This window comes from Alteromonas algae (assembly GCF_049117195.1).
Classification (GTDB): Bacteria; Pseudomonadota; Gammaproteobacteria; order Enterobacterales; family Alteromonadaceae; genus Alteromonas.
On the sequence record NZ_CP185260.1, the window covers coordinates 3,743,115 to 3,763,882 of the forward strand.

Genomic DNA, 20,768 nt, shown 5'->3' on the forward strand with positions numbered 1-20,768 from the left:
TCACGTTAGCGACCACACGCTGCATGCCAAAGTATTATCCATGTCTTATTTTTTAGTGGGGCGCGGCCAGTTCGCTATGTTGCGCTGCTTTCCCCTTGCCACAGCGAGTGCATCGGTGTCTACATTGCTTGTTATCACCGAGCCTGCACCAACGGTAGCATTATCACCGATTACCACAGGGGCAACCAGCGATGAGTTTGAGCCTACGAACGCGTTGTTACCAATGACGGTTTTCGATTTGTTCACACCATCATAGTTGCACGTGATGGTACCCGCACCAATGTTTGCTTTGGCGCCCACTTCAGTATCGCCCAAGTAAGTGAGATGATTTACTTTCGCACCCTCGCCAAGCACGGTTTTTTTCATCTCAACAAAGTTACCTACTTTTGCATGTTTTTGCATAACGGCGCCTGGCCGCAAACGTGCAAACGGACCAACCGTACAGCCTTCACCAACCGATGCGTCTTCTACAATAGAGTTTGCTTCAATCACCGCATTGTCGGCAATATTGCAGTTCTTCAAAATGCAATTTGCGCCTATCGTAACGTTGTTACCAATATGTACCGTACCTTCTACCAGCACGTTAATGTCAATAATCACGTCGTTGCCGTTGGTTAATGTACCGCGTAAATCAAAGCGGTTAGGGTCTGCCAACGTTACACCGTTAGTCATAAGCGCAGTCGCTTGACGCGCTTGCAGCGCGCGCTCTAAATGTGAAAGTTGCACGCGATTATTAACGCCTTCAACCTCTACCGCCGAGTCTGGATGCGCCGCTTGAATGCGCTTTCCTTCACTGGCTGCCATCGAAATAACATCCGTTAGGTAATACTCACCTTGTGCATTATCGTTACTTAATGCGCCTAACCAACGTTTAAGGTCGCGTCCACCCATCAGCATCATACCGGTGTTAATCTCGCAAATAGCACGTTGCACCTCAGTGGCATCTTTATGCTCAACAATAGCGGTAATATTATCGTTTTCACGAATAATACGACCCATGCCGGTAGGATCGTCTAGTGTCACCGTCAGCAACGCTAGATCACAACTCGCTTTTACGGCTTGAAGGCGTGCCAGCGTCTCTCGTTGAATAAGGGGTGCATCACCAACGAGCACAAGCACATCATCTTCGTCTTTAATAAATGGTGCCGCCTGCTGCACCGCGTGGCCAGTTCCCAACTGCTCTTCTTGCAAACACCAATTAAGGTTTTCACCTGTTACTGTTGCTTGAAGTTTATCGCCACCATGGCCATAGACGAGATGAATATCATCAGCACCTAGCTCTTGTACCGTATTGATAATACGTTGAACCATCGCTACACCGCCGACTTTATGTAACACTTTTGGCAACGAAGACTTCATACGCGTGCCTTTACCGGCCGCTAATATAACAACTGAAAGTGACATGGGATCCCTGTTTTTGTTCGTCTAATTGCTTATAGTGTATATAAGCTACAACAATAAGTCAGCGTTTCATTAATGCTCATGTTATTTACAGCACGTGTTAATAATTGGTCTAAAGTTTAGGACATGTTGCTAGTAGTTCATAAATGCAACAGGTATACTCATTTGGTTTTTAAAATCGTTCATTGAGCAAAGGAGCATGCACGGTCTGTGAACACATTTAGAACTCTCCATCGAAGTATACTCATTCTGTTTGCAGTTGTTGTTCTTGCTATCGTGACGCTTGTTCACTTTAGTATTTCGAAAATAGTTGCAGAGCAAAGCCGCGCCCAGCAACAGTCACTCTCTCCCGCGATATCGCTTATCGTAGAGCAGTTACTTAAACCGCTACATATTTCTGAAGCATTGGGTAACTCTACCGAGCTAGTTGACCTAATGAATACGCAAGCTGTCGATGAAAATGCCGTATTCACAACACTTCAACGCTTAGAAACTGAATTTGGGTTTTCTTTTTTCCTAGCCAGTGAAAATGCACATCGCCAATACAATTCTGATGGTTCTGTTATTGAACTCATTGAAGGTGAAGTAAATTGGTATTTTAAATATAAAGATTATCCCTCTGAATCCATAGCAGATATTGGTAAATGGGAGGACACACACCTTTATATAGATATTAAAATACGCGATGAAGCAGGAAAATTTTTGGGCTTTTTTGGCGTTGGAAAAAGCTTACGTAGCTTTATCGACGTTTTTGATAGCTATAAGCAAGAATATGGCTACGACTTCCTGTTTGTAGATGGCAACGGCGACATTATGTTGTCCTCTGATGAGTCACTTGTAGCGTCTTACTCTGATTTTACAAATTTATCAGAGCTTCCTTGGTATGCTGGCCTTCCCAATACCATCCAAGATGGTCAAGCACTCAACAACAAGCTAATCACTATTGAGCAAAAAGACTACCTGATTGCCGAAGTAAAACTGAACCAGTTTGGTTGGACAGTATTTTTGCTGAGCCCACTTGAAGATAGACAAGCTGAGATATCACAAGCGTTTATTTTCAGTGTTGTTACCCTTCTTGTTATTGTATTTTCTCTGTTTTTACTCATTTATAACTTGCTGTACTACTTCCGTAGAGATATGCAGCCAGAACTGGTTGTGCGCCATGTAAACAGGCTACCAGATAGGCAAAGTGTTGAGCTTATTTTTCAATCAGTGCTGGCAGAGCAAAAGTCATTAAGCGTTTTACTTATTGCGATAGACGATTTCTCTACCATTATCGACGCGCATGGACGGGGTACAGGCGATGATATTCAAGATAAGATAGTGTCTTACTTATCGGATAAATTGGAAGACAACCAGGTTTTAGGTAAGTGGAATAGCGAAGAGTTCATTGTATTGCTTCCACAGGTAGGCCCTCATGAAGCAATGGAATTAGCACAAAACTTACGTCATGGCATTGCAACGTTAACGCCGCTTGCAGAACACCCCAGTATGCAGCTTACCGCAAGCATTGGCGTGTCGTTTACGGCATCGCCTCGCTCGATGAACGAAGTGACAGCCCATGCAGAAGATGCCCTATATCAAGCAAAACGTGACGGTAGCAACTCAGTACGAATGCAACTGATAGAATAAAAGCAGCGCCCGAGCGCTGCTTTATTACTTTTTGAAACGAAACCGCTGAATAACTCCCGTGGTCAGGGATACGCCAGCCAATATCATTACACCGCCAATAATAGTCTGTAGAGACAAGTGTTCCTCTAAGAATACAATTCCCCACACAATACCAAAAAGCGGTACCAAATAAGCTACTGTAATAGCTCGCGCGGGGCCAATATCAGCAATTAATTTAAAATATAAAATATACGCAATCCCGGTTCCGCCAATAGCGAGCGCCACTGCATTGGTCCATGCATTAACACTTGGCATAGCATCGGGAAGCGTAGCCAATGCGAACGGCGCTAGCATTAGCGTTGCCATCGCTTGACTACCGGTAGCCACCACCAAAGGTTTCACCCCTTGCAACCATCGCTTCATCATACTGGCGGCCAAACCATAGCCAATGGTGGCAATAAGCGCTGTGAGTATGGGTAAAAAACTTACTTCCCCTTCACCCAATTTCTGTTGGCTAATGACGGCAACTCCGGCAAAACCAATAAGAAGGCCTACACTGCCACTTTTAGTTAACTTGTCGCCCAACCATAACCATGCCACTACCGCACCAAACATAGGTGCCGTGGCGTTTAAAATGGCATTGACGCCAGCCTCAAGGTGGAGGCTACTGTAATTAAATAAAACAAACGGCACTGCTGTATTCGCAAGTCCAACCAATCCAATTGCTAACCAATGACGATAGATATCTTTTACACCGCCACGCAACATCAGCAATGGTAGCAAAACACATGTTGCCAGCAGTGTACGTATGGCAACTAGCACATAAATTCCAAACTCAGGCGCAGCGACTCGCATAAAAATAAACGAGCCCCCCCAAATGGCAGCAAGGATTAACAATGCCGCAATATCTTTTAATCCCATAATACGCCTTGCGCACCCTCTAATTTAAGTAAATATTGTTTCTTATCTAAGCCACCGGCATAGCCGGTTAATCGGCTATTTTTACCAATAACACGATGACACGGTACAACAATGGCAATGGGGTTTTTCCCATTTGCCAAACCCACCGCTCGCACGGCTTTAGGATTTCCAATGGCGTTGGCAATGTCCTGATAACTCTTTGTGGCACCATATGCTATCGACATAAGCGCAGTCCATACGGCTTGTTGGAAGTGTGTGCCTTTTGCATCAAGAGGTAAAGAAAACTGCGTTAACTGTTTGGAAAAATACGCGGTAAGCTGCTCGCATGCGCTTTGCGTTAATGCATTGGGCTTAGTGGCAGGTGCCGTCTCAAACGATGCGTCCTCTTGGTGGATAAATGCAATAGAAGTAATTCCCTTGTCGCTAGCCGTTATCGCCAATTTACCTTGAGGAGACGTCATAGTTTGTAAATACTTACTCACAATTAACCCTTTTATTCTACGAAGTGATTTTTCGTCACATTAAAATGTTATGCGCTCTCACGCTATTTTTGATTATAAAGATGCCATAGCTGCAAGGTCAGATAACTGCGCCATGGTGCAGCTTGAGCTTCATCAGTTTCGAACCATTGCGCTGCTTTCTTTACAATCAAATCACCGCTTAAATAAATATCAGGGTCGCCATCGCCTCTCATTTTCATATAAGAAACTGTCCACTCACCAATACCTTTTATCGCCAGAACGTCATCATAAGACGGGCAAGGATTGTTAGCGCAAAGCGTAGCAAAGTCACTAATAGCTTGCTTGCGCAATTGTGGCATTTTTAAAAACGCCAGTGAACGACCTGCTACGTCCTCTGGCGCGGGAAAAGCATAGCGCCTCGTTTTACCTTCTGTATATTTCATCCCGAGTGTTTCAGTAAACAATGCGACCTGCCCCATCGCTGCCTTCACGCTGACTTGCTGACCAATAATCGCTCTGCACCCCGCCTCAAATAATGAGTACGTAGTCGGCAAACGAAGCCCTTGCGTAACCTTTGCATCTGCTAGCCCTGCTTTGTGCAAGCTGGCACTGATTAATTCAGGCTGAGCATTAACATCCAGCATCCTCTTTATTTGTTCTACCAACTGATAAAGATATTTCAGGTTGTCCATGATAATACTGACATCGAACCCGTTCACTTTAGGGTTATACGTAGCAGTAAACTGCCCAATCTCGCCGTGTATATTGCAATTACGTGAGTAGCTGTTCTCGGTGACGACTTCAACGCCCTTAATGGCACGCACTGCTAAAAAATCGCGAACATAGTCCCAATGATAAGGCGGGCGAAAAGACAAGCGCAATGTAATTGCCGAGCTAGTTAAGTACTTCGTGTTACCCCGAAGTTTAGAAGGCGGCATCTTACAGTACGTTTGCATCGCCCTTTGTAGCTGCCTTGCAGATGCATAACCTGCTGCAAGCGCGACATCGATAACCGACGCGTGACTTTGCTGCAAAAGTTGCTTCGCAAACATCGCTTGCTGCATTGTTTGGTATTGCTTAGGCGATAAACTAATTGAGGAAGTAATGAGTTTATTAAAATAACGTTCAGAAATACCAAGCCTTTCGGCAATATTTGTTACTTTCTTTGGTGGGATCTCACCAAGCATAGATAGACCCCGCGTAACGGTAGTTTGAACACCATTCCATGCAGGTGAGCGAGGCGCGCTATCAGGACGGCACCGTAAGCAAGGCCGGTAGCCATCAGCCATTGCACTGGCAGCTAACCCGTAATAATGCACATTTTCTTCTTTGGGAAGTTTAGCAGGACATACAGGACGACAGAATATGCCCGTAGTTTTAACGGCAATAAAGAACATGCCATCGAATCGCGGATCACGACTGTGCCGCGCTTTTGAACAGGTGCTTTTGTCTATCTTGTCTATCGTCATTAACGTTTACGTGATGGCTTTAGCATTGAATAAGTGTAACCTTAACTTTTCTGGTGTGAGCGACAAAATCAGTACTCTATAGTAATGCGTTTACTGTTATGAAAAAATGATAGTTACCCTACGCTTATCGCCCTATCGTGCTAGATATTTGATAAATACACAGTGGATACGCATAATACTGCAACAAAACTAAGCGTTGCCTAATGCGCAACCTATAAAATGAGCCTTTTTCTTCATGCTTCAAAACGTACGCCATTTGCAACAATGGGCCATCCATTTCGCAGCTTTGCTAATAACGTTTGTCTTTTGTACAACCGTTAATGCCGAGCCATGGCTGGACGACTATGCTAATTACGTCAAAAGAGAAGCGAATAAATACAATGTTCCTGGCTATGCTTTTGTTTACTATGAGCAAGGCAAAGTACCACGAATATTCGTGTATGGGCGAATAGAGAAAGGGGGAAAGCGTGTAGAAGAAAACACCGTTTTCCGTTTAGCCTCGGTATCAAAAACCTTCACTGCATTACTTAGCGCAAAGCTAGTAGAACAGAATCGGTTATCGTGGGAAACGCCTATTGCCACATTAACTCCAAGCATTCCGTTTAATGACAATGGCATGGACAACCTACAGCTGCAGCATATCGTTGGGCAATCAAGTGGGTTTATGCCCAACGCATACGACAACCTTATTGAGGCAGACTACTCGCTAGAGCGTGTACTAACCGCATTGAGTAAACTAGAACCGCTTTGTGAACCCGGTGAATGTTATACCTATCAAAATGCCGCATTTGGTGCATTAGAATACTTTTTAACGTCAAACAATAGCTCTTACTCGCGAGAGCTGCAGTCTAATATTTTTGCGCCTCTGGGCATGAAAACCGCCAGTGTCGGAAAAGGCGGCTTATTAAGCTCCGATAGTTGGGCTAGGCCACATGTCGCCATTACACGAAGTAAATGGCGAGAAGGACGAGTGGAAAGCAATTACTATCGTTTTTCTCCAGCAGCAGGGGTTAATGCCAGCATTCAAGATATGACAATTTACCTTCAAGCACTGCTTGGCGAGTTTCCCACTGTTATATCGCCTGAAATGATTGAAACCGTTACGACGCCAAGAGTCGAAACTCGAAGAGAAACTTATCGACGAGGATGGCGGGGTCTAATAAAAGAAGCGCACTATGGTCTAGGTTGGCGTGTTTACAATGTTGATGGAAAGCGTGTGAATTATCACGGTGGTTGGGTTAAGGGCTATCGCGCAGATGTCGCATTTTCGCCAGATTATAAAACGGGATATGTGATGCTAATGAATGCGGAGTCAAATATGATTAACGCCACAACCGCTGAGTTTTGGAAACGCTATTTCAAACAGGCCGACGCTAAGTAGCGCAGGCCTATTCACTTAGACTATGGCTTAAGGTAGGTATAACCGTTCAAACATTTTTCGTAAAAGTCTGTCCAGCGTACACCTTCTCTAGGTTTGAGCTTGCCATCCCACACCTGTTTATCGATTAAGCGCTTAACATCAGATGCCATGGCCCGAGGGTTATACTGCATAACGTTAAGTACATCTTCTACCGATGAGCCTTTCACAACTTCTTCGATATAAAAGTCTTCTGGGTCGTCGTCGTAGCTGTAAATATGCACTTCGTTTAAGCGACCAAATAGGTTGTGCATATCACCCATTACGTCTTGATAGGCCCCAGTTAAGAACAAGCCTACATAGTAAGGTTCGCCTTGTTTTAGCGGGTGCATTGGCAACACATCGGTTATCTCTCTACCAATAGTGAATTGATCAATCTTGCCATCGCTGTCGCAAGTAATGTCTACTAAAGAGCAATTTACGGTGGGTTTCTCGTTCATGCGCGTTAATGGTACTACTGGCAACAACTGGTCGATTGCCCACGTGTCAGCGGCCGACTGAAATACAGAGAAGTTACACAGGTACTGCGATGACAAGCCGTAATCAAGCTCTTGCAGCTCTTCTGGTACGTATTCTTCTTTACGATACCACGTTTGCAACCTGCCCATAATCTGCCAATACAGCGTTTCAATTTTGGCAAGCTCTTCAAGAGGAATTACGCGAAGCTTGAACGCATCAAGAGCCTGCTCTTTGTACTGCGAGGCATCGTTATACACCTCATGCATGTTTTCTTGTTCATCAAAGGTGTCTGCTAGCTCTCTGATATTCTTTAAGAAAAAGTGTTCACCTTCTTTGGCTGACGTATCCATGGTTGCGGCATTAGATTTAATTTCGCCCACAATTTCAGTTACAACACAGCTGTGGTGCGCCGTAATTGCGCGCCCGCTCTCACTCACTAAATGAGGGTGAGGTACGCCCTCTAAGTCGCACATCTCTTTCATACCGTACACTACGTCAGCAACGTATTCTTGCATGCTGTAGTTACGCGACGATTCGTTAGTAGAGTTACTACCGTCGTAATCGATACCAAGTCCGCCGCCCACATCAACATAGTCTAACGCAAAGCCCATTTTATGAAGGTCGGCATAAATACGAGCGCCTTCAGTCACGGCTTCTTTCACCGCTCTGATGTCGGTAAGCTGACTACCAATATGAAAATGCAAAAGCTTGAGGCAATGGGCCATGCCCTGCTCTTCTAAATAGCGTGCCGCGTTGATTATCTCGGTGATAGTAAGACCGAACTTCGCTCTTTCGCCGCCTGAGCTTTCCCACTTACCACGACCTTTTACCGTCATTTTCGAGCGAACGCCAATGATAGGGTCGATATCTAACTCTTTTGCTACTTTAACCAGCAACAACAGTTCGGTAAATTTCTCAACAACCACAACCACTTTACGGCCAAGCTTACGCCCTAGTAGCGCTAGACGCATGACTTCATCGTCTTTGTAACCATTTAAAATGGTGAGCGACGCTTCGTTTGTGTTCATTGCTAACACAGTTAAAAGCTCGGCTTTTGACCCTGCCTCTAGCCCGTAGTTATAAGGTTTGCCAGCATCGACAATCTCTTCAACCACTTCGCGCATCTGGTTTACTTTTACAGGATAAACGCCTTGGTATTCGCCTTTGTACTCAGCTTCAGCAATCGATTTACGAAATGCCTTGTTTAATCCTGCTACTTGCGAGCGCAAGATATCGTGAAAACGAACAACAACCGGGAATTGAACCCCTTCTTTACGTATATCTTCAATGACTGAGTTGAAGTCTATACGTATACTCGGATTTTCGGGCACGGGCGTAATGTGAACGTTGCCATTTTCACCAACCTGAAAATAGCCACCACCCCATTGCGATACGCCGTAGACGCGTTCCGCTTCTTCAATGCTCCAATCTGACAATGCTGCTCACCTTTTGACGTTTTCTAAGCGTGACCGCTTAGCGCTTAATTTAAAATAAGGCGGGTATTATAGACAAGAGAGCAGTAAGCGCTATGTAAAATATCTATGGTCTCGACTAATTTTGTTTATCGACTTTATCGTCTGCTAACCACTGACTAATGCGCTCAGCCGCTGCTGCTGAACTGTGTTGCCTCACCCACTCGATAACCCTGCTTATAGAGTCAGTACGAAGTAAATGGACGCTTTGTTCACTGGCAACCTTTTCAGCAATATGGTCGGCTACCGTATTGCCATCCTCCAACCAAATTTCGCTGCGCTGATTTCTGCGATCAAGGTGAATAGGCGCTTTTATTTTTTCTGAAATGGTGTCGTTAGGGATTTGCCACCCTCGCATGTCAACAACCATATGAAAGGCTTTGCCATTGCAGCGTTGCAACGACGAGGCAAGTGTCGACAAATAATGAATATTCGTGCTCATATCCCACTTCCCTCTTAAACCAACAAGAAGGTAGTTTTGGAAAATTTCAATGGTGAAAGGTGCCACCCGATGTAACCTTAACGTGTAGAGTTAATAAACTATCGTTTTAAGGTTAACGTAACAGTGGAAGGTTTAATAGTACGTAAAAGATGTGGCGGGCAATTAAAACGATGAATTAACGTACACACAACTGGCGCCGTAGTATTAAAGACAGTTGGTGTAAACGTCGATGGTGCCGGTGATGAAATAAAAGTAGGCGCGTAAACGCCTACTTTTTTTATCGTATTATCTAATCGTCACCGAACTCACGAATAATACTGTTGATAGTGTCCTTTGCATCACCAAGCACCATTCGAGTGTTGTCTTTAAAGAATAGAGGGTTATCGACACCCGCAAAACCAGCATTTGCTGAACGCTTTAGTACAAAAACAGTTTTTGCGCGGTAAGCTTCAATAACAGGCATTCCGTAAATGGGGCTACCCTTCATTTCTTTCGCCGCAGGGTTAACTACGTCGTTAGCGCCAATAACAATAGCCACGTCATAATTTTCCATACGTGGATTAACGTCATCCATCTCGTATAATTGGTCATAAGGCACGTCTGCTTCTGCAAGCAGTACGTTCATATGTCCAGGCATACGCCCCGCAACAGCATGAATGGCGTAATCAACGGTGCAACCATTGTCTTCTAGCAAAGACTGCATTTCTCGTACGGCATGCTGCGCTTGCGCTACCGCCATGCCATAGCCAGGAATGACTAACACCGACTGTGCTGCTTCCAATACATAGAACGCATCTTGTGCCGATAGAATCTTTATTTCGCCCTCTATTTTCTCGCCCGCTTCCACTGGTTTAGAAAAACCTGACAGCAACACATTCATCAACGAACGGTTCATCGCTTTACACATAATGTTGGTAAGAATAAGACCAGAAGCGCCGACTAACAGCCCTGTGACGATAAGAATAGTATTCCCTGTTGCTAACCCTGCAGCAGTTGCCGCAACGCCCGAGTAGCTATTTAGTAACGCGATGACTACCGGCATGTCAGCGCCACCGATAGAAATGGTCGCCCACAACCCAAAACTCAATGCTAATGCAATCGCACAGTAAAGCCATAGGCTGTTTGAAGGGTCGGTCGTAAACAAATATCCAACGGCGAACATGGCAATGATATGCAAAATACTAAGCTCGCGAAGTCCGGTAAAAATAACGGCTTTCGATGACATTTTTCCTGACAACTTCCCCCAGGCTATCACCGAGCCAGAGAACGTTATACCGCCCACTAAAATAGTAAAAAAGACGGTAATAAAGGTAAAAGCACCGGCGGTTTCAAGCGCCACCATGCTCATGCCTGCTAGGGTTGCCCAACCAAGCAAAAGTGACGCAAGACCACCAAACCCATTGAACAAAGAAACAAGCTCTGGCATTGCGGTCATTTCTACCGTTTTGGCTTTCCACGCGCCATAGGCGCCGCCCAGAACGAAACCGGCAAGAATATAGTGATAACTGATTATTTGCTGATCAAGCAATGTAACAACCACGGCAATGAACATGCCGACTGCAGAGACAAAGTTACCGCGCTTGGCAGAATCAGGGCTACTAAGCAATTTAAGGCCCAATATAAACAACGCTGCTGCAACAACGTACGCAAGATTGATTATGGTTTCGATATCATTCACCTACGTACTCCTTATTTTTCTTTTTTCTTAAACATACTGAGCATACGATCGGTTACCATGTAACCCCCAACAACGTTAATACTCGCTAGTGCAACAGCAGCGGTACCAAGCACCGTGGTTAGTAAGTCGTTTTCACCACCAGCAGCGGCCAATGCGCCCACTAGCGTAATCCCAGAAATGGCATTTGAACCGGACATTAACGGTGTGTGTAATGTAGCTGGCACTTTACGAATCAACTCAAACCCCAAAAATGCTGCCAGTAATACAATGAAAAGAAGATAAATAATTTCCATCACTACGCTCCTTTATAGGCGTTAATAAGCATTTCGTTAGTTACCTTGCCATCATGGGTAATAACGCAACCTGCAAGAATGTCATCTTCAAGGTTCACATTAAAAGACGTTGTTTCACTATCGAAGAACTCGTCTACTAAATTATAAATATTGTTGGCGTACATATCAGTAGCAGCCCTAGCAACGCTCTGACTCCAATTCCCATTACCAATAACATTAACACCATCGATATTGACCGTTTCACCTGGAACTGAACCTTCCACGTTCCCACCAGACTGTGCGGCCATATCTACCACAACACTCCCCGGCTTCATCAACGCCAAGGTATCTTTTGAAATGAGTACCGGTGGCTTTCGGCCGAACAGTTGTGCAGTGGTAATTACAATGTCTGAGTCGGCAATCGCATCGCGCTGCGCGTCTTGCTGCATGGTCTTTTGTTCTTCGGTAAGCGCTTTAGCGTAACCGTCTTTAGTTTGCCCGGTTTCACCAATATCAATTTTTAAGAATTTTCCGCCAAGAGATTCAACCTGCTCTGCAACCACTTCGCGAGTGTCGTAGGCAAGAACGTTGGCCCCAAGGCGTTTTGCTGTAGCAATAGCCTGCAGCCCTGCCACGCCAGCACCAATAATAAATACTTTGGCTGGCTTAATGGTGCCAGACGGTGTCATCATCATTGGCAAAATAGACGGGAGTAAGTTAGCGGCCTGCATCACCATCGCATAGCCTGCTAAGCTGGCTTGAGAGCTAAGCGCATCCATTTTTTGTGCGCGCGAGGAGCGCGGTATCATTTCAACTGAAATCGATGTCAGGCCATGTTTAGCCAACGACTCAACCAGTGGCTGCTGAAAGAATGGGTCCAGATGACCGACGACAATGGCCTCTTTTTTCATCTGGGACAGGTGTATCTCAGCGGGCTTGTTTACCGCCACAAGCATATCTGCTGATGATAGGGCATCATTCACATCATTAATGATAAAAGCACCTGCCTCTTCATATTCTTTATCTGAATATCCAGATAAAACACCCGCTCCACTCTCTAATTGAATAGCGGCGCCCTTTTTAACTAGTCGCCCAACACTTGCAGGGGTAACCGCACATCGCTTTTCCACAGGAAAAAGCGGATCTTGTGTTACAGACTCATTTAAAACTATGATTTTCACACGCTTCTCCTCACATCCAGGTTTTATGAGAATGACATTCTTTTAAGGCTATCAAGCCATTTTATTCACTTATGCTTATCATTTTTTGGCGAAATTGCAGGCAAAACAGCTATACTTAGCCTGTAAAACAGTGACGTAAGAACACTATTAATAAAGAAATTTATGACATTGGTGGGCTAACGTTAGGGGATATAGATATTTCGTACTAATATCTTTTTCTACCTACACATAAAAAATACTTATAACATATCTATATTGTTTGAGTGATAGAGAGATAAATTGGTACCAAACACCATGAATAATACGTCGTATCTTGGTTAATTAAGCATTGGTATCTTTGCCAATGATGTGATCGAATCCCTTTCTTTTTACGTTTCACTACTACACCTACCCTTCGAGAACACATCATGTTTGGCTTATTTAAATCAAACCCTACAAAAAAACTAAGAAAGCAGTACGACTCGCTACTTGAACGCGCAATGCACGCACAGCGTAATGGCGATATCAAAACGTATTCCATGCTAACTGCTGAATCAGAAACTTTATGGGAGAAAATACAAACATTGGAAGGGACAAAAAAATAATTTGAACGACAAAACGTTCTAACTCGCGCCGTTAGCGCGTAGAATAACGATATTCTCTCGTTGAATCAGTAGCAGCTAACCGTGCGATCATTTTTTCTCGTAGCGCTTTTTCTAACTTTCAGTTCGGTGGCTAACGCTATCGGGGCTGGCCAATACTATTATTTCATTTCTGATAAGTGCAGCCCCAAGGGCCCACAGACACCTGAAGAACGCGGTGCGGTTACCCCCGATATAATGCTGTTTGAAGTGTTGCCCGCTGGCATAAGCGATTATGTAGTCAATATGAATACCGGTGCACTTATCAACTACGCCGATGATGGGCAGGCATACTTAAGCGAATTAGAAACTGAACAGGTTTACACTGCCGGGCAAACTACTGAAAACGGGCGCCGTATAATTCATCATGACTTTATGCTGCAACGAGAAGCAATATCACTTGATACGCTCGTGTCGATACTTAGTGGTTTTTCTCAATTGCAAAAAGACAAAGGTTATTTTTATAAGACAATTTTAGCATTGCCTAACCCGTCAGCAACATTTAAAGCCGTCACATCCGTACGGCTAACGGAAGTCGATAATAAAAACCATATGTTTCTTAGCCACTATCGTTCAGATTACTTCTTGCTCGACGAAAAAGGGAATGCAAAAGACACTGCGTTTCTTACTGTCGATCATAACGCCTCACTGACGGGGGTTATCCATCCGCACCGCAACCCTTATACGATTTACACTACACACGGTGTCTGTGGTGAAAAATGGTTGCCATAACGGCCTTTAATTATTGCGATAAAGCGTTTTAATAATGTGAAATCCGAAGCGGGTTTTTACAGGCCCGTGTACTTTTAGCACTTCTTTTTTGAACACAACATCGTCAAATGCTTTTACCATTTGCCCCCGACGAAATTCACCCAAATCGCCGCCACGTTTGCCTGATGGGCATGTTGAATGCTTTTTTGCCAGCGCGCCGAAATTTTTGCCTTTTTTCAGCTGTTCTAAGATAGAAAGCGCTTCTTTTTCTGTTTTAACCAAGATGTGAACGGCTGATGCTGTGGCCATGGAGAATACCTGGTGAATTCATTAACGGGCGATAATTATATCGTATTAACCGATAGAAGGCGCCGTAATTTTCATTGGCTATAGCAGCGCTTCTCGATAATACCTGCTCGCCACGCTTACTGATAAATGCGTATCCTAGGCAACCTATAAGCGCCTATTTTAGAACGAATTCAAATCTGTTGCTTTTGTCTTTTACGATAGTTACGAGCCCCAAATCATATTGTATACCACCAGCGGTGAGTTCTGCGGCATACTCTCCATTCATCAGTACTGTGTCTATATCTAAGCCACGCCTGCCCATTCTTTTTCTAATTATTATTGTCTTCCCCTCATTAGGAATAAGACGTATCTCTGCTCTTTGACGATGTAACGAGTCTGACGTAAATGTCAGTGAGACAGCAAGCTCATGTTGATAAGGTAATTCAGGAATTGAAAATACGACGCGGTGTTGTTCCGCACGCTTAATGCTTACTTGCTTACTCGCGATTACATCGCCAGTACTAGCCCTAATAGCAGTTACCTTATAGCTGCCCTCTGTCAACACCATTAATGGTTCTACCTTATGTTCAATCGCCTGAGCATCTTTAACGCTATATAGTATATCTTCGCGTTGCGGCAAAATGGTGAGTTTCCCAAAAACATTACTATCCTCTTTGCGACGCTCAGTCTCATTGCGAGAGCCGCTGACAGATATGACTTCAACGCGTTCAGTATCACTGTTGAGTTGCTTAGATAAATCAGGTGATGCTCGTTGTAACGTAATCACTTTGGTCGTTAGGCTGCCTTCTGTTATCAAAACGCTAAACCTTTTTTCTTCATACCCCAATTTGGTCACTTTCACTTCATAACTTCCTTCAGGAAGCTTTATTCCCTCATGGTATTTGTGAGGCGTACCATAAATAACAATTGTTGCATCAGCCGGTGAAACCTCTAGCATTAAACGCCCTCGCGCTTGACTAGCATCAGCTTGAAGTGCTTTTGCAATCTTATAGAAGTCATAAGTAACATCTTTAAGAAGAGATATTTTACGAGACGACGTACCAATATTTGCTGTTAACAGATAATCGCCGGGAAAGACGCGCGTGCTCTCATATAGTCTACGCTTTTTACCCACACCACCTAATGGCGCAACCGAGAGTATTACATTACTCTTCCAATCGTTGATAACAACGTTAACGCCTTTACCTGAATTAACACTATGCACACGATTTTCTTCCATCAATGAAAGTGCATAATCAATATCGATATACTTTAAAACGCTATCGACTCCCCAGCCGGCAGCATTAGAAACTCCCTCCTCTTTTGCGATATCAATAAACTTCGCGCTTTTAGAACAAGACATCAAAAAAAGGGAAACAAACAAACCTAATAGTACCTTCGTTAACTTACTCACTTGCAGCCTCCACTACACCTTCAAGCAAACCACCAATTGCTTCTTGTGCAATAATCTGCGCATAAAGGTTCGTATTTTCAGCAAGGAGTTGATGCATTTCCGACATAGCCCTATCAACGAGCACCTCATTATTTTTAAGTGCATAACTAATTGTTTCTGCTAAGGCTGCATCTCGAGCAGTAGATTTGCATTCATCAATAATGGCATCGAACACACGACTCTGGCGCGCTTCAATCTCTTTTAATTTGGCTTGTATCTTCTTATCGTCCCCTTTTTGAATACTAACTTTATGCGTGTTGGGAAATAAGACATTGTTCATTACCACCTGAGCAATTTGATTAGCACAAAATTTTCGGCTGGCCTCGGGCTTACCCTCTTTAAAAGTAGGTGGGTAAGTGTAAAGGTTGTCCTGAAAGATTAGGTTTTTTCCACTAGGGTGTTGGTTGACATCTGCCCACACCAAAACCATAGATGCCCTGCCATCGCTTTTCTCAAGTTGGCTAGAATTAGCTACACGGCACAGTAATTTACAGTTAAGTGCTAATGTTGGAGACTCAAGACTTGGATTTACTTTTAATAATGCCTCTGGCAAAAACTGATTAAGTGTTTTCGCCACACTGCTGCCCAGCGCATCGCTTAGCTCATTATCGGTAGGCTTAAAGTATCGACGGTCAAATTCAACGCCCTTTTCATGAGCCTCAATATCCGGCGTTGTTGTTAAATCTTCAATATGACCTTTAGCGCTAACGGTAGGGTACCACTCTACAGAAGTTCGCAGCTGATCTGCCAAATACAGTAATACCGGTCGTGAGGATTCATTCGCTTGATTTGCAAGCTTAAGCAACATAGTTTCTAGGTACTGAATATAGACCTGACGTATTTTGTGGAACTCTCGTCTCGCGTTACGCCTTTTAAATGGCTGTAGAAAACGTATTGCTTGCGATGCATTGAGGTAACTTTGATATTGCTCTAAACGGTTTTCCTTACGTGCCTCTTTATAAAGCGCCGTTGCTGCACTGGCATTGTGGAGCTTATTGAGAAAGAAGTACCACAACAAAAAATAGCTTATTAGGATAATTTCATTTATCCAGCTTTTTATACCCACAACGGAAGGATAGTCCTCTGGAGCAGAAACCCCAAATGCAGAGAAATACGTTTCCCCACTTTTAAAGTCATCTAGGTCTTCACTTATGACGCCATAGGTTTTGAACGACGGGCCTTGGAAAATAATATGATTTTTTACTGCAGGGTAATAGGATTGACCGTTTAAAAGCTTTGGTTCAACATGGTCATATACAAAGTACTTGGGTACTCCGAATGCATGGACGAGAAAAAAGAATAATAAAAAAAAGGGTAAGCCAATGACCAGCTTTCGTTTCCAATATTTAAGCCAAACCTCTGTCCCTATAAAGCAAAAGAATAGCGCCACAGCCCAGAAAATAAGCGTACTTCCCCAGCCCAGAAGAAAGACTTTTATGAATCCCATCACGTCATTAGTCCATTAAAAATTAGGTACAACCGCATGAGAGACTAGATAAAGTGAAACCTGTTCTATGCGCCTACAAGAAGAGTAATGCACTTAGAGCATTGATTCAATGAAAGATAGTCTCTTTATACGTTACTATCCCAAAACGGCAAATCACCTAACTTTTCTATTAGAAAATCGATAAACACCCTTACCTTTGCAGTAAGCACATTCGACCTTGGGTACACTAGCCAAATTGCTGCACTATCGCGAATACGATAGTCGGGTAACACTCTCACTAAGCTTCCCTCAGATAGCTCAGTGTGCACGTTCCACACTGAACTCATACATATTCCAACACCTGCTTTTGCGGCAATGCGCATGTTTGCGCCATCATCACACACCACCCGCGGCTTTTCAGACGCCATTGGGAACGAGAAGGTGTGCCCCGTAGCCTCATTAACCAGCACCCGAGGTTTTGCATTGGCAAACATCACCATTTTAGTGAGGACAACTAGACGAGTGATGCTAACGGATGAAGGAAAAAGGTTTATCGGTGGCTGAGAGAGTGACAGCATTTATTGATTTTATTAGGCCGAGATTAACATTGTGATCGTTGATACTTTTGTCAGGCAGTGTTCGTTGTCATTCCGTCATGATTAGTGAACGGCGCTATGTGGTTCAATAAATAAAAAAGCCTGAATATCACTATTCAGGCTTTTTTAAATGGTTAGCGCGACGCTAATATATTTAAAATCTATGTCGGGTAAGGAACAACCATTACTGGTTGTCCCTCCCCTAAGAACCGTACGTGCGAGTTTCCCCGCATACGGCTCAAGCCTTTATAAGTCAGTACCTAAGTACAGACCGGTGACTAAGTCAATTTATTGTGGTTGAAAATCAGACCAGATACTTTCATATATTTCTCTGGCCTTTTCTTCCGTCATATCAACGCCTGCTGCGCTAGGTGTTTTGTACCTCGGTACAAAACCTAGACCTTGCTTAGTTTCAATAGTCTCAAATTCCATCCAATTTTCATATTCTGAATGATTTTTAAGATGTGAATTCAGCAAGGTAATAACAGAATTAATTTGCTCTTGTTTCATGACAAACTCTTTTTATTAAAATCTAGAACAAAAATACTGCATAATACGCAACAATGTCCAACGCTAATTATAAAGATTTATTACACTCCGAAGACCAGTGTATTTCATACTGATATGAAACATCCCCAATCAACTATCTATTCAGATTGATAGATCTTGAAGAGAATAAATAATCCGCATATAAGCGAAAGAATCATAAGTTGACTAATAATCAATGGAAGCATAACTAATCCTCCAAATTCCTGAATTCCTCTGTCCGACATTTACTGCAACCTCCAATCTCCATCCCTTGATCTGTGATCTTGAAGAGAGCGAAATTAGCGATGTCGCGTAGTTTGACATTAGTATCCAAGTTTCCTTTTGGATTGAAGCGACTTGATAACCGATAAACTTTATTTGGTTCATCGATATATTTCACATTATGTCGTTTACAAAGTTTGATTGCCTCAGATGCCGCTATGGCTGATGCCACAACTTCCATCTGAAACTTCATCCCAGAAAACGCCATTTCTTCCTTCTGTGTAAGTTCCATGTTCACTCCAACTGTTCATTAATCATCCATTATTGACTATGTAGCTGCCGATGACAATTAGGATGCAACAACACTAAGTTACTCAGTTTATCGCTACCGCCTTTTACCCTTTCAACAACATGATGAATATTCCACCCTGTCTCCTTGGTAATTAGGTTGTTGCACATAACACAGCGTTTCCGCTGTCTGAGCCAAAGCGTTAGCAACTTATCTCTACCTTTCAAAGAGTCCTTCCAGCCTCGCTCTAGGCGTTGCTCAAAGTATTCTTCAAATTCCTGTAAATACGGGTTTGCCTCTGCTTTTAACTTGATGTGTCGCTTTATTGGCGTATCCATGGTGTAAACAAGTCTGGCGGTATTGCCTTTTCCATTCACACCAGAAAATACCCAATTACGGTTACCGGCTGATTTAAAGTATTTCTCCTTAACCCAGCGTTTATGACGATTTTGATGTCGTCTTCGGCACCATTTCCAGAGCATCTTCCAAACCCTGTAGTCCACATAATTGAAGGTTTCTTTAGCCACCACATGACGATGATAATTCGCCCACCCCTGTAAAACAGGGTTTAGCATCATTATCAAATTGCCAGCGGTGACTGTTTTGTTACCCGCAACTATTTGCTTCAACTTTCCGAGTACATTTCGCAGATTCTTTCGGCTAGGCTTAATTAAAAGCTTACCGTTGTAACTGCGTAAATTCTGACCCAGAAAATCAAAACCCTCAGAAACATGAGTGACCAGTGTTTTCTCTTTCGATAGCGTTAGTCCTCGCTCGGCCATAAAGGCTTCAACAAGGGGTTTGACTTTATCTTCCAGTAACTCTTGCGAGATTCCTGTGATGATGAAGTCATCCGCATATCGTACGTAATTGACCTTGGTCTTGTAGGCGGCTTTGGTATTTTTCATCCCAAAATGGGATTCAAGCACCGCTTCCAAACCATCAAGCGCCATGTTGGCCAATACAGGAGAAATGATCCCGCCCTGAGGCGTTCCCGCTTCTGTCGCATGTAAACTACCGGACTCCATGAACCCTGCTTTCAGCCACTTTCTGAGTACCTGTTTATCCAACGGAATGTTGGCAAGTAACCAGTCATGACTGATGTTGTCGAAACACCCCTTAATATCCCCTTCCAAAATCCATTTTGCTGAGCTCTTCCTACTGATGTTCACAAAGCATTGCTCTATGGCATCAGCGGTCGAACGCATGGGTCTAAAACCATAGCTATTACGATCCGCAGTAGTTTCCGAAACCGGCTCAAGACCTAGCAGGTATAAGGCCTGCATAGCTCTGTCCAGCATTGTCGGTATTCCCAACGGGCGGCGTTTGCCGTTTGCCTTTGGGATGTAAACTCTGCGCAACGGTCTGGGCTTGTACCCGTTTCGCTTTAATCGTTCTATAGCATTCCATTTACTCTCTGGAGTGCTCCACAACTCCCCATCGACACCGGGCGTTGCTTTGCCACGGTTCTCAGTCACGCGCTTGACTGCCAATGCCTTGGCAGCAAACGAGCGCACCAACATACGTTGCAGGGTTTTCACCCTGCGCCACTGTTGCTGTTTAGTCGCCTTCGCGATCCGCACCTGTAACCCTCTCACCTGCCTGTGAACCAGATACCAGTTAATGGTATGCCAGCCCGAAGGTGGGTGGGAGAATGCAGGTACTGACATTGTCGTACTCATCTTGCTTTCCTCCTTAACCTAAAATGGAGAAAAGCCCGCCCCAAAGGGGAAGCTAATCCCCATTTGGGTTGGTTTTAAGACGGCTTTACAAGCCTTCACACAATTAAAGACCAGTCTGAAGTCTGCACCTTTTCAGGTTAGGGCAAAGTTTGAACCCCTATCTAAGCTA

20 protein-coding genes are annotated in these 20,768 nt (G+C 43.9%); 4 read left to right on the forward strand and 16 right to left on the reverse strand.

Annotated elements, in window-relative coordinates; genetic code table 11:
• Window positions 1-45: 45 nt before the first annotated feature.
• Window positions 46-1,404 (reverse strand): bifunctional UDP-N-acetylglucosamine diphosphorylase/glucosamine-1-phosphate N-acetyltransferase GlmU, encoded by a 1,359-nt coding sequence (gene glmU, locus ACOJRU_RS16575; RefSeq protein WP_421132824.1) that lies wholly within the window; start codon window positions 1,402-1,404, stop codon window positions 46-48.
• A gap of 207 nt (window positions 1,405-1,611) precedes the next feature.
• On the opposite strand from glmU, the gene ACOJRU_RS16580 reads away from it, so the two are divergent.
• Window positions 1,612-3,033, forward strand: coding sequence for a diguanylate cyclase domain-containing protein (locus tag ACOJRU_RS16580; RefSeq protein ID WP_421132825.1), 1,422 nt, complete (start codon window positions 1,612-1,614; stop codon window positions 3,031-3,033).
• Window positions 3,034-3,057: 24 nt separating this feature from the next.
• Here the strand turns inward: ACOJRU_RS16580 and ACOJRU_RS16585 are convergent, their stop codons facing one another.
• From ACOJRU_RS16585 to ACOJRU_RS16595, 3 genes are all read right to left on the reverse strand, one after another.
• Window positions 3,058-3,933, reverse strand: coding sequence for a DMT family transporter (locus ACOJRU_RS16585; protein WP_421132826.1), 876 nt, complete (start codon window positions 3,931-3,933; stop codon window positions 3,058-3,060).
• The gene (locus ACOJRU_RS16590) at window positions 3,924-4,394 is read right to left on the reverse strand and encodes a methylated-DNA--[protein]-cysteine S-methyltransferase (RefSeq protein WP_421134791.1); all 471 of its coding nucleotides are present in this window, start codon (window positions 4,392-4,394) and stop codon (window positions 3,924-3,926) included. The genes ACOJRU_RS16585 and ACOJRU_RS16590 overlap by 10 nt, the downstream gene beginning before the upstream one ends.
• An 83-nt stretch (window positions 4,395-4,477) precedes the next feature.
• Complete coding sequence (locus ACOJRU_RS16595; RefSeq protein WP_421132827.1) at window positions 4,478-5,863, reverse strand: DNA-3-methyladenine glycosylase 2 family protein; 1,386 nt, start codon at window positions 5,861-5,863, stop codon at window positions 4,478-4,480.
• A gap of 235 nt (window positions 5,864-6,098) precedes the next feature.
• Between ACOJRU_RS16595 and ACOJRU_RS16600 the strand changes: the two genes are divergently transcribed.
• Window positions 6,099-7,244: a serine hydrolase domain-containing protein gene (locus tag ACOJRU_RS16600; protein ID WP_421132828.1), complete on the forward strand. Its 1,146-nt coding sequence runs from the start codon at window positions 6,099-6,101 to the stop codon at window positions 7,242-7,244.
• Between the two features lie 20 nt (window positions 7,245-7,264).
• Here the strand turns inward: ACOJRU_RS16600 and speA are convergent, their stop codons facing one another.
• The 5 genes from speA to ACOJRU_RS16625 form a co-directional block, all read right to left on the reverse strand.
• On the reverse strand, window positions 7,265-9,175 hold the full coding sequence (speA, locus tag ACOJRU_RS16605) for a biosynthetic arginine decarboxylase (RefSeq protein WP_421132829.1): 1,911 nt from the start codon (window positions 9,173-9,175) through the stop codon (window positions 7,265-7,267).
• Between the two features lie 115 nt (window positions 9,176-9,290).
• Window positions 9,291-9,719 (reverse strand): arginine decarboxylase, encoded by a 429-nt coding sequence (locus ACOJRU_RS16610; protein ID WP_421132830.1) that lies wholly within the window; start codon window positions 9,717-9,719, stop codon window positions 9,291-9,293.
• Window positions 9,720-9,942: 223 nt separating this feature from the next.
• A complete protein-coding gene (locus ACOJRU_RS16615; RefSeq protein ID WP_421132831.1) occupies window positions 9,943-11,331 on the reverse strand; it encodes an NAD(P)(+) transhydrogenase (Re/Si-specific) subunit beta in 1,389 nt (462 codons plus the stop codon).
• An 11-nt stretch (window positions 11,332-11,342) separates the two neighbouring features.
• On the reverse strand, window positions 11,343-11,624 hold the full coding sequence (locus tag ACOJRU_RS16620; protein WP_421132832.1) for an NAD(P) transhydrogenase subunit alpha: 282 nt from the start codon (window positions 11,622-11,624) through the stop codon (window positions 11,343-11,345).
• A gap of 2 nt (window positions 11,625-11,626) precedes the next feature.
• Window positions 11,627-12,784, reverse strand: coding sequence for an NAD(P) transhydrogenase subunit alpha (locus tag ACOJRU_RS16625; protein WP_421132833.1), 1,158 nt, complete (start codon window positions 12,782-12,784; stop codon window positions 11,627-11,629).
• A 407-nt stretch (window positions 12,785-13,191) separates the two neighbouring features.
• Here ACOJRU_RS16625 and ACOJRU_RS16630 point away from each other — a divergent pair, with 407 nt between their 5' ends.
• Window positions 13,192-13,368, forward strand: coding sequence for a DUF6435 family protein (locus ACOJRU_RS16630; protein ID WP_421132834.1), 177 nt, complete (start codon window positions 13,192-13,194; stop codon window positions 13,366-13,368).
• Window positions 13,369-13,449: 81 nt separating this feature from the next.
• On the forward strand, window positions 13,450-14,136 hold the full coding sequence (locus tag ACOJRU_RS16635) for a hypothetical protein (protein ID WP_421132835.1): 687 nt from the start codon (window positions 13,450-13,452) through the stop codon (window positions 14,134-14,136).
• A 6-nt stretch (window positions 14,137-14,142) separates the two neighbouring features.
• On the opposite strand, the gene ppiC is transcribed toward ACOJRU_RS16635, so the two are convergent.
• From ppiC to ltrA, 7 genes are all read right to left on the reverse strand, one after another.
• Window positions 14,143-14,424, reverse strand: coding sequence for a peptidylprolyl isomerase PpiC (gene ppiC / locus ACOJRU_RS16640; protein WP_421132836.1), 282 nt, complete (start codon window positions 14,422-14,424; stop codon window positions 14,143-14,145).
• 154 nt (window positions 14,425-14,578) lie between these two features.
• Window positions 14,579-15,817 (reverse strand): hypothetical protein, encoded by a 1,239-nt coding sequence (locus ACOJRU_RS16645; protein WP_421132837.1) that lies wholly within the window; start codon window positions 15,815-15,817, stop codon window positions 14,579-14,581.
• Window positions 15,810-17,303, reverse strand: a complete 1,494-nt coding sequence (locus tag ACOJRU_RS16650; RefSeq protein ID WP_421132838.1) for a hypothetical protein — start codon at window positions 17,301-17,303, stop codon at window positions 15,810-15,812. Before ACOJRU_RS16650 ends, ACOJRU_RS16645 begins: the two co-directional genes overlap by 8 nt.
• Before the next feature lie 125 nt (window positions 17,304-17,428).
• Entirely contained in the window at window positions 17,429-17,860 is a 432-nt protein-coding gene (locus ACOJRU_RS16655; RefSeq protein ID WP_421132839.1) for a LysR substrate-binding domain-containing protein, read from the reverse strand.
• Between the two features lie 306 nt (window positions 17,861-18,166).
• Window positions 18,167-18,388, reverse strand: coding sequence for a hypothetical protein (locus tag ACOJRU_RS16660; RefSeq protein ID WP_421132840.1), 222 nt, complete (start codon window positions 18,386-18,388; stop codon window positions 18,167-18,169).
• Window positions 18,389-18,614: 226 nt separating this feature from the next.
• The gene (locus ACOJRU_RS16665) at window positions 18,615-18,920 is read right to left on the reverse strand and encodes a hypothetical protein (RefSeq protein ID WP_421132841.1); all 306 of its coding nucleotides are present in this window, start codon (window positions 18,918-18,920) and stop codon (window positions 18,615-18,617) included.
• A 29-nt stretch (window positions 18,921-18,949) separates the two neighbouring features.
• A complete protein-coding gene (ltrA, locus tag ACOJRU_RS16670) occupies window positions 18,950-20,599 on the reverse strand; it encodes a group II intron reverse transcriptase/maturase (RefSeq protein ID WP_421132842.1) in 1,650 nt (549 codons plus the stop codon).
• Window positions 20,600-20,768 lie beyond the last annotated feature (169 nt).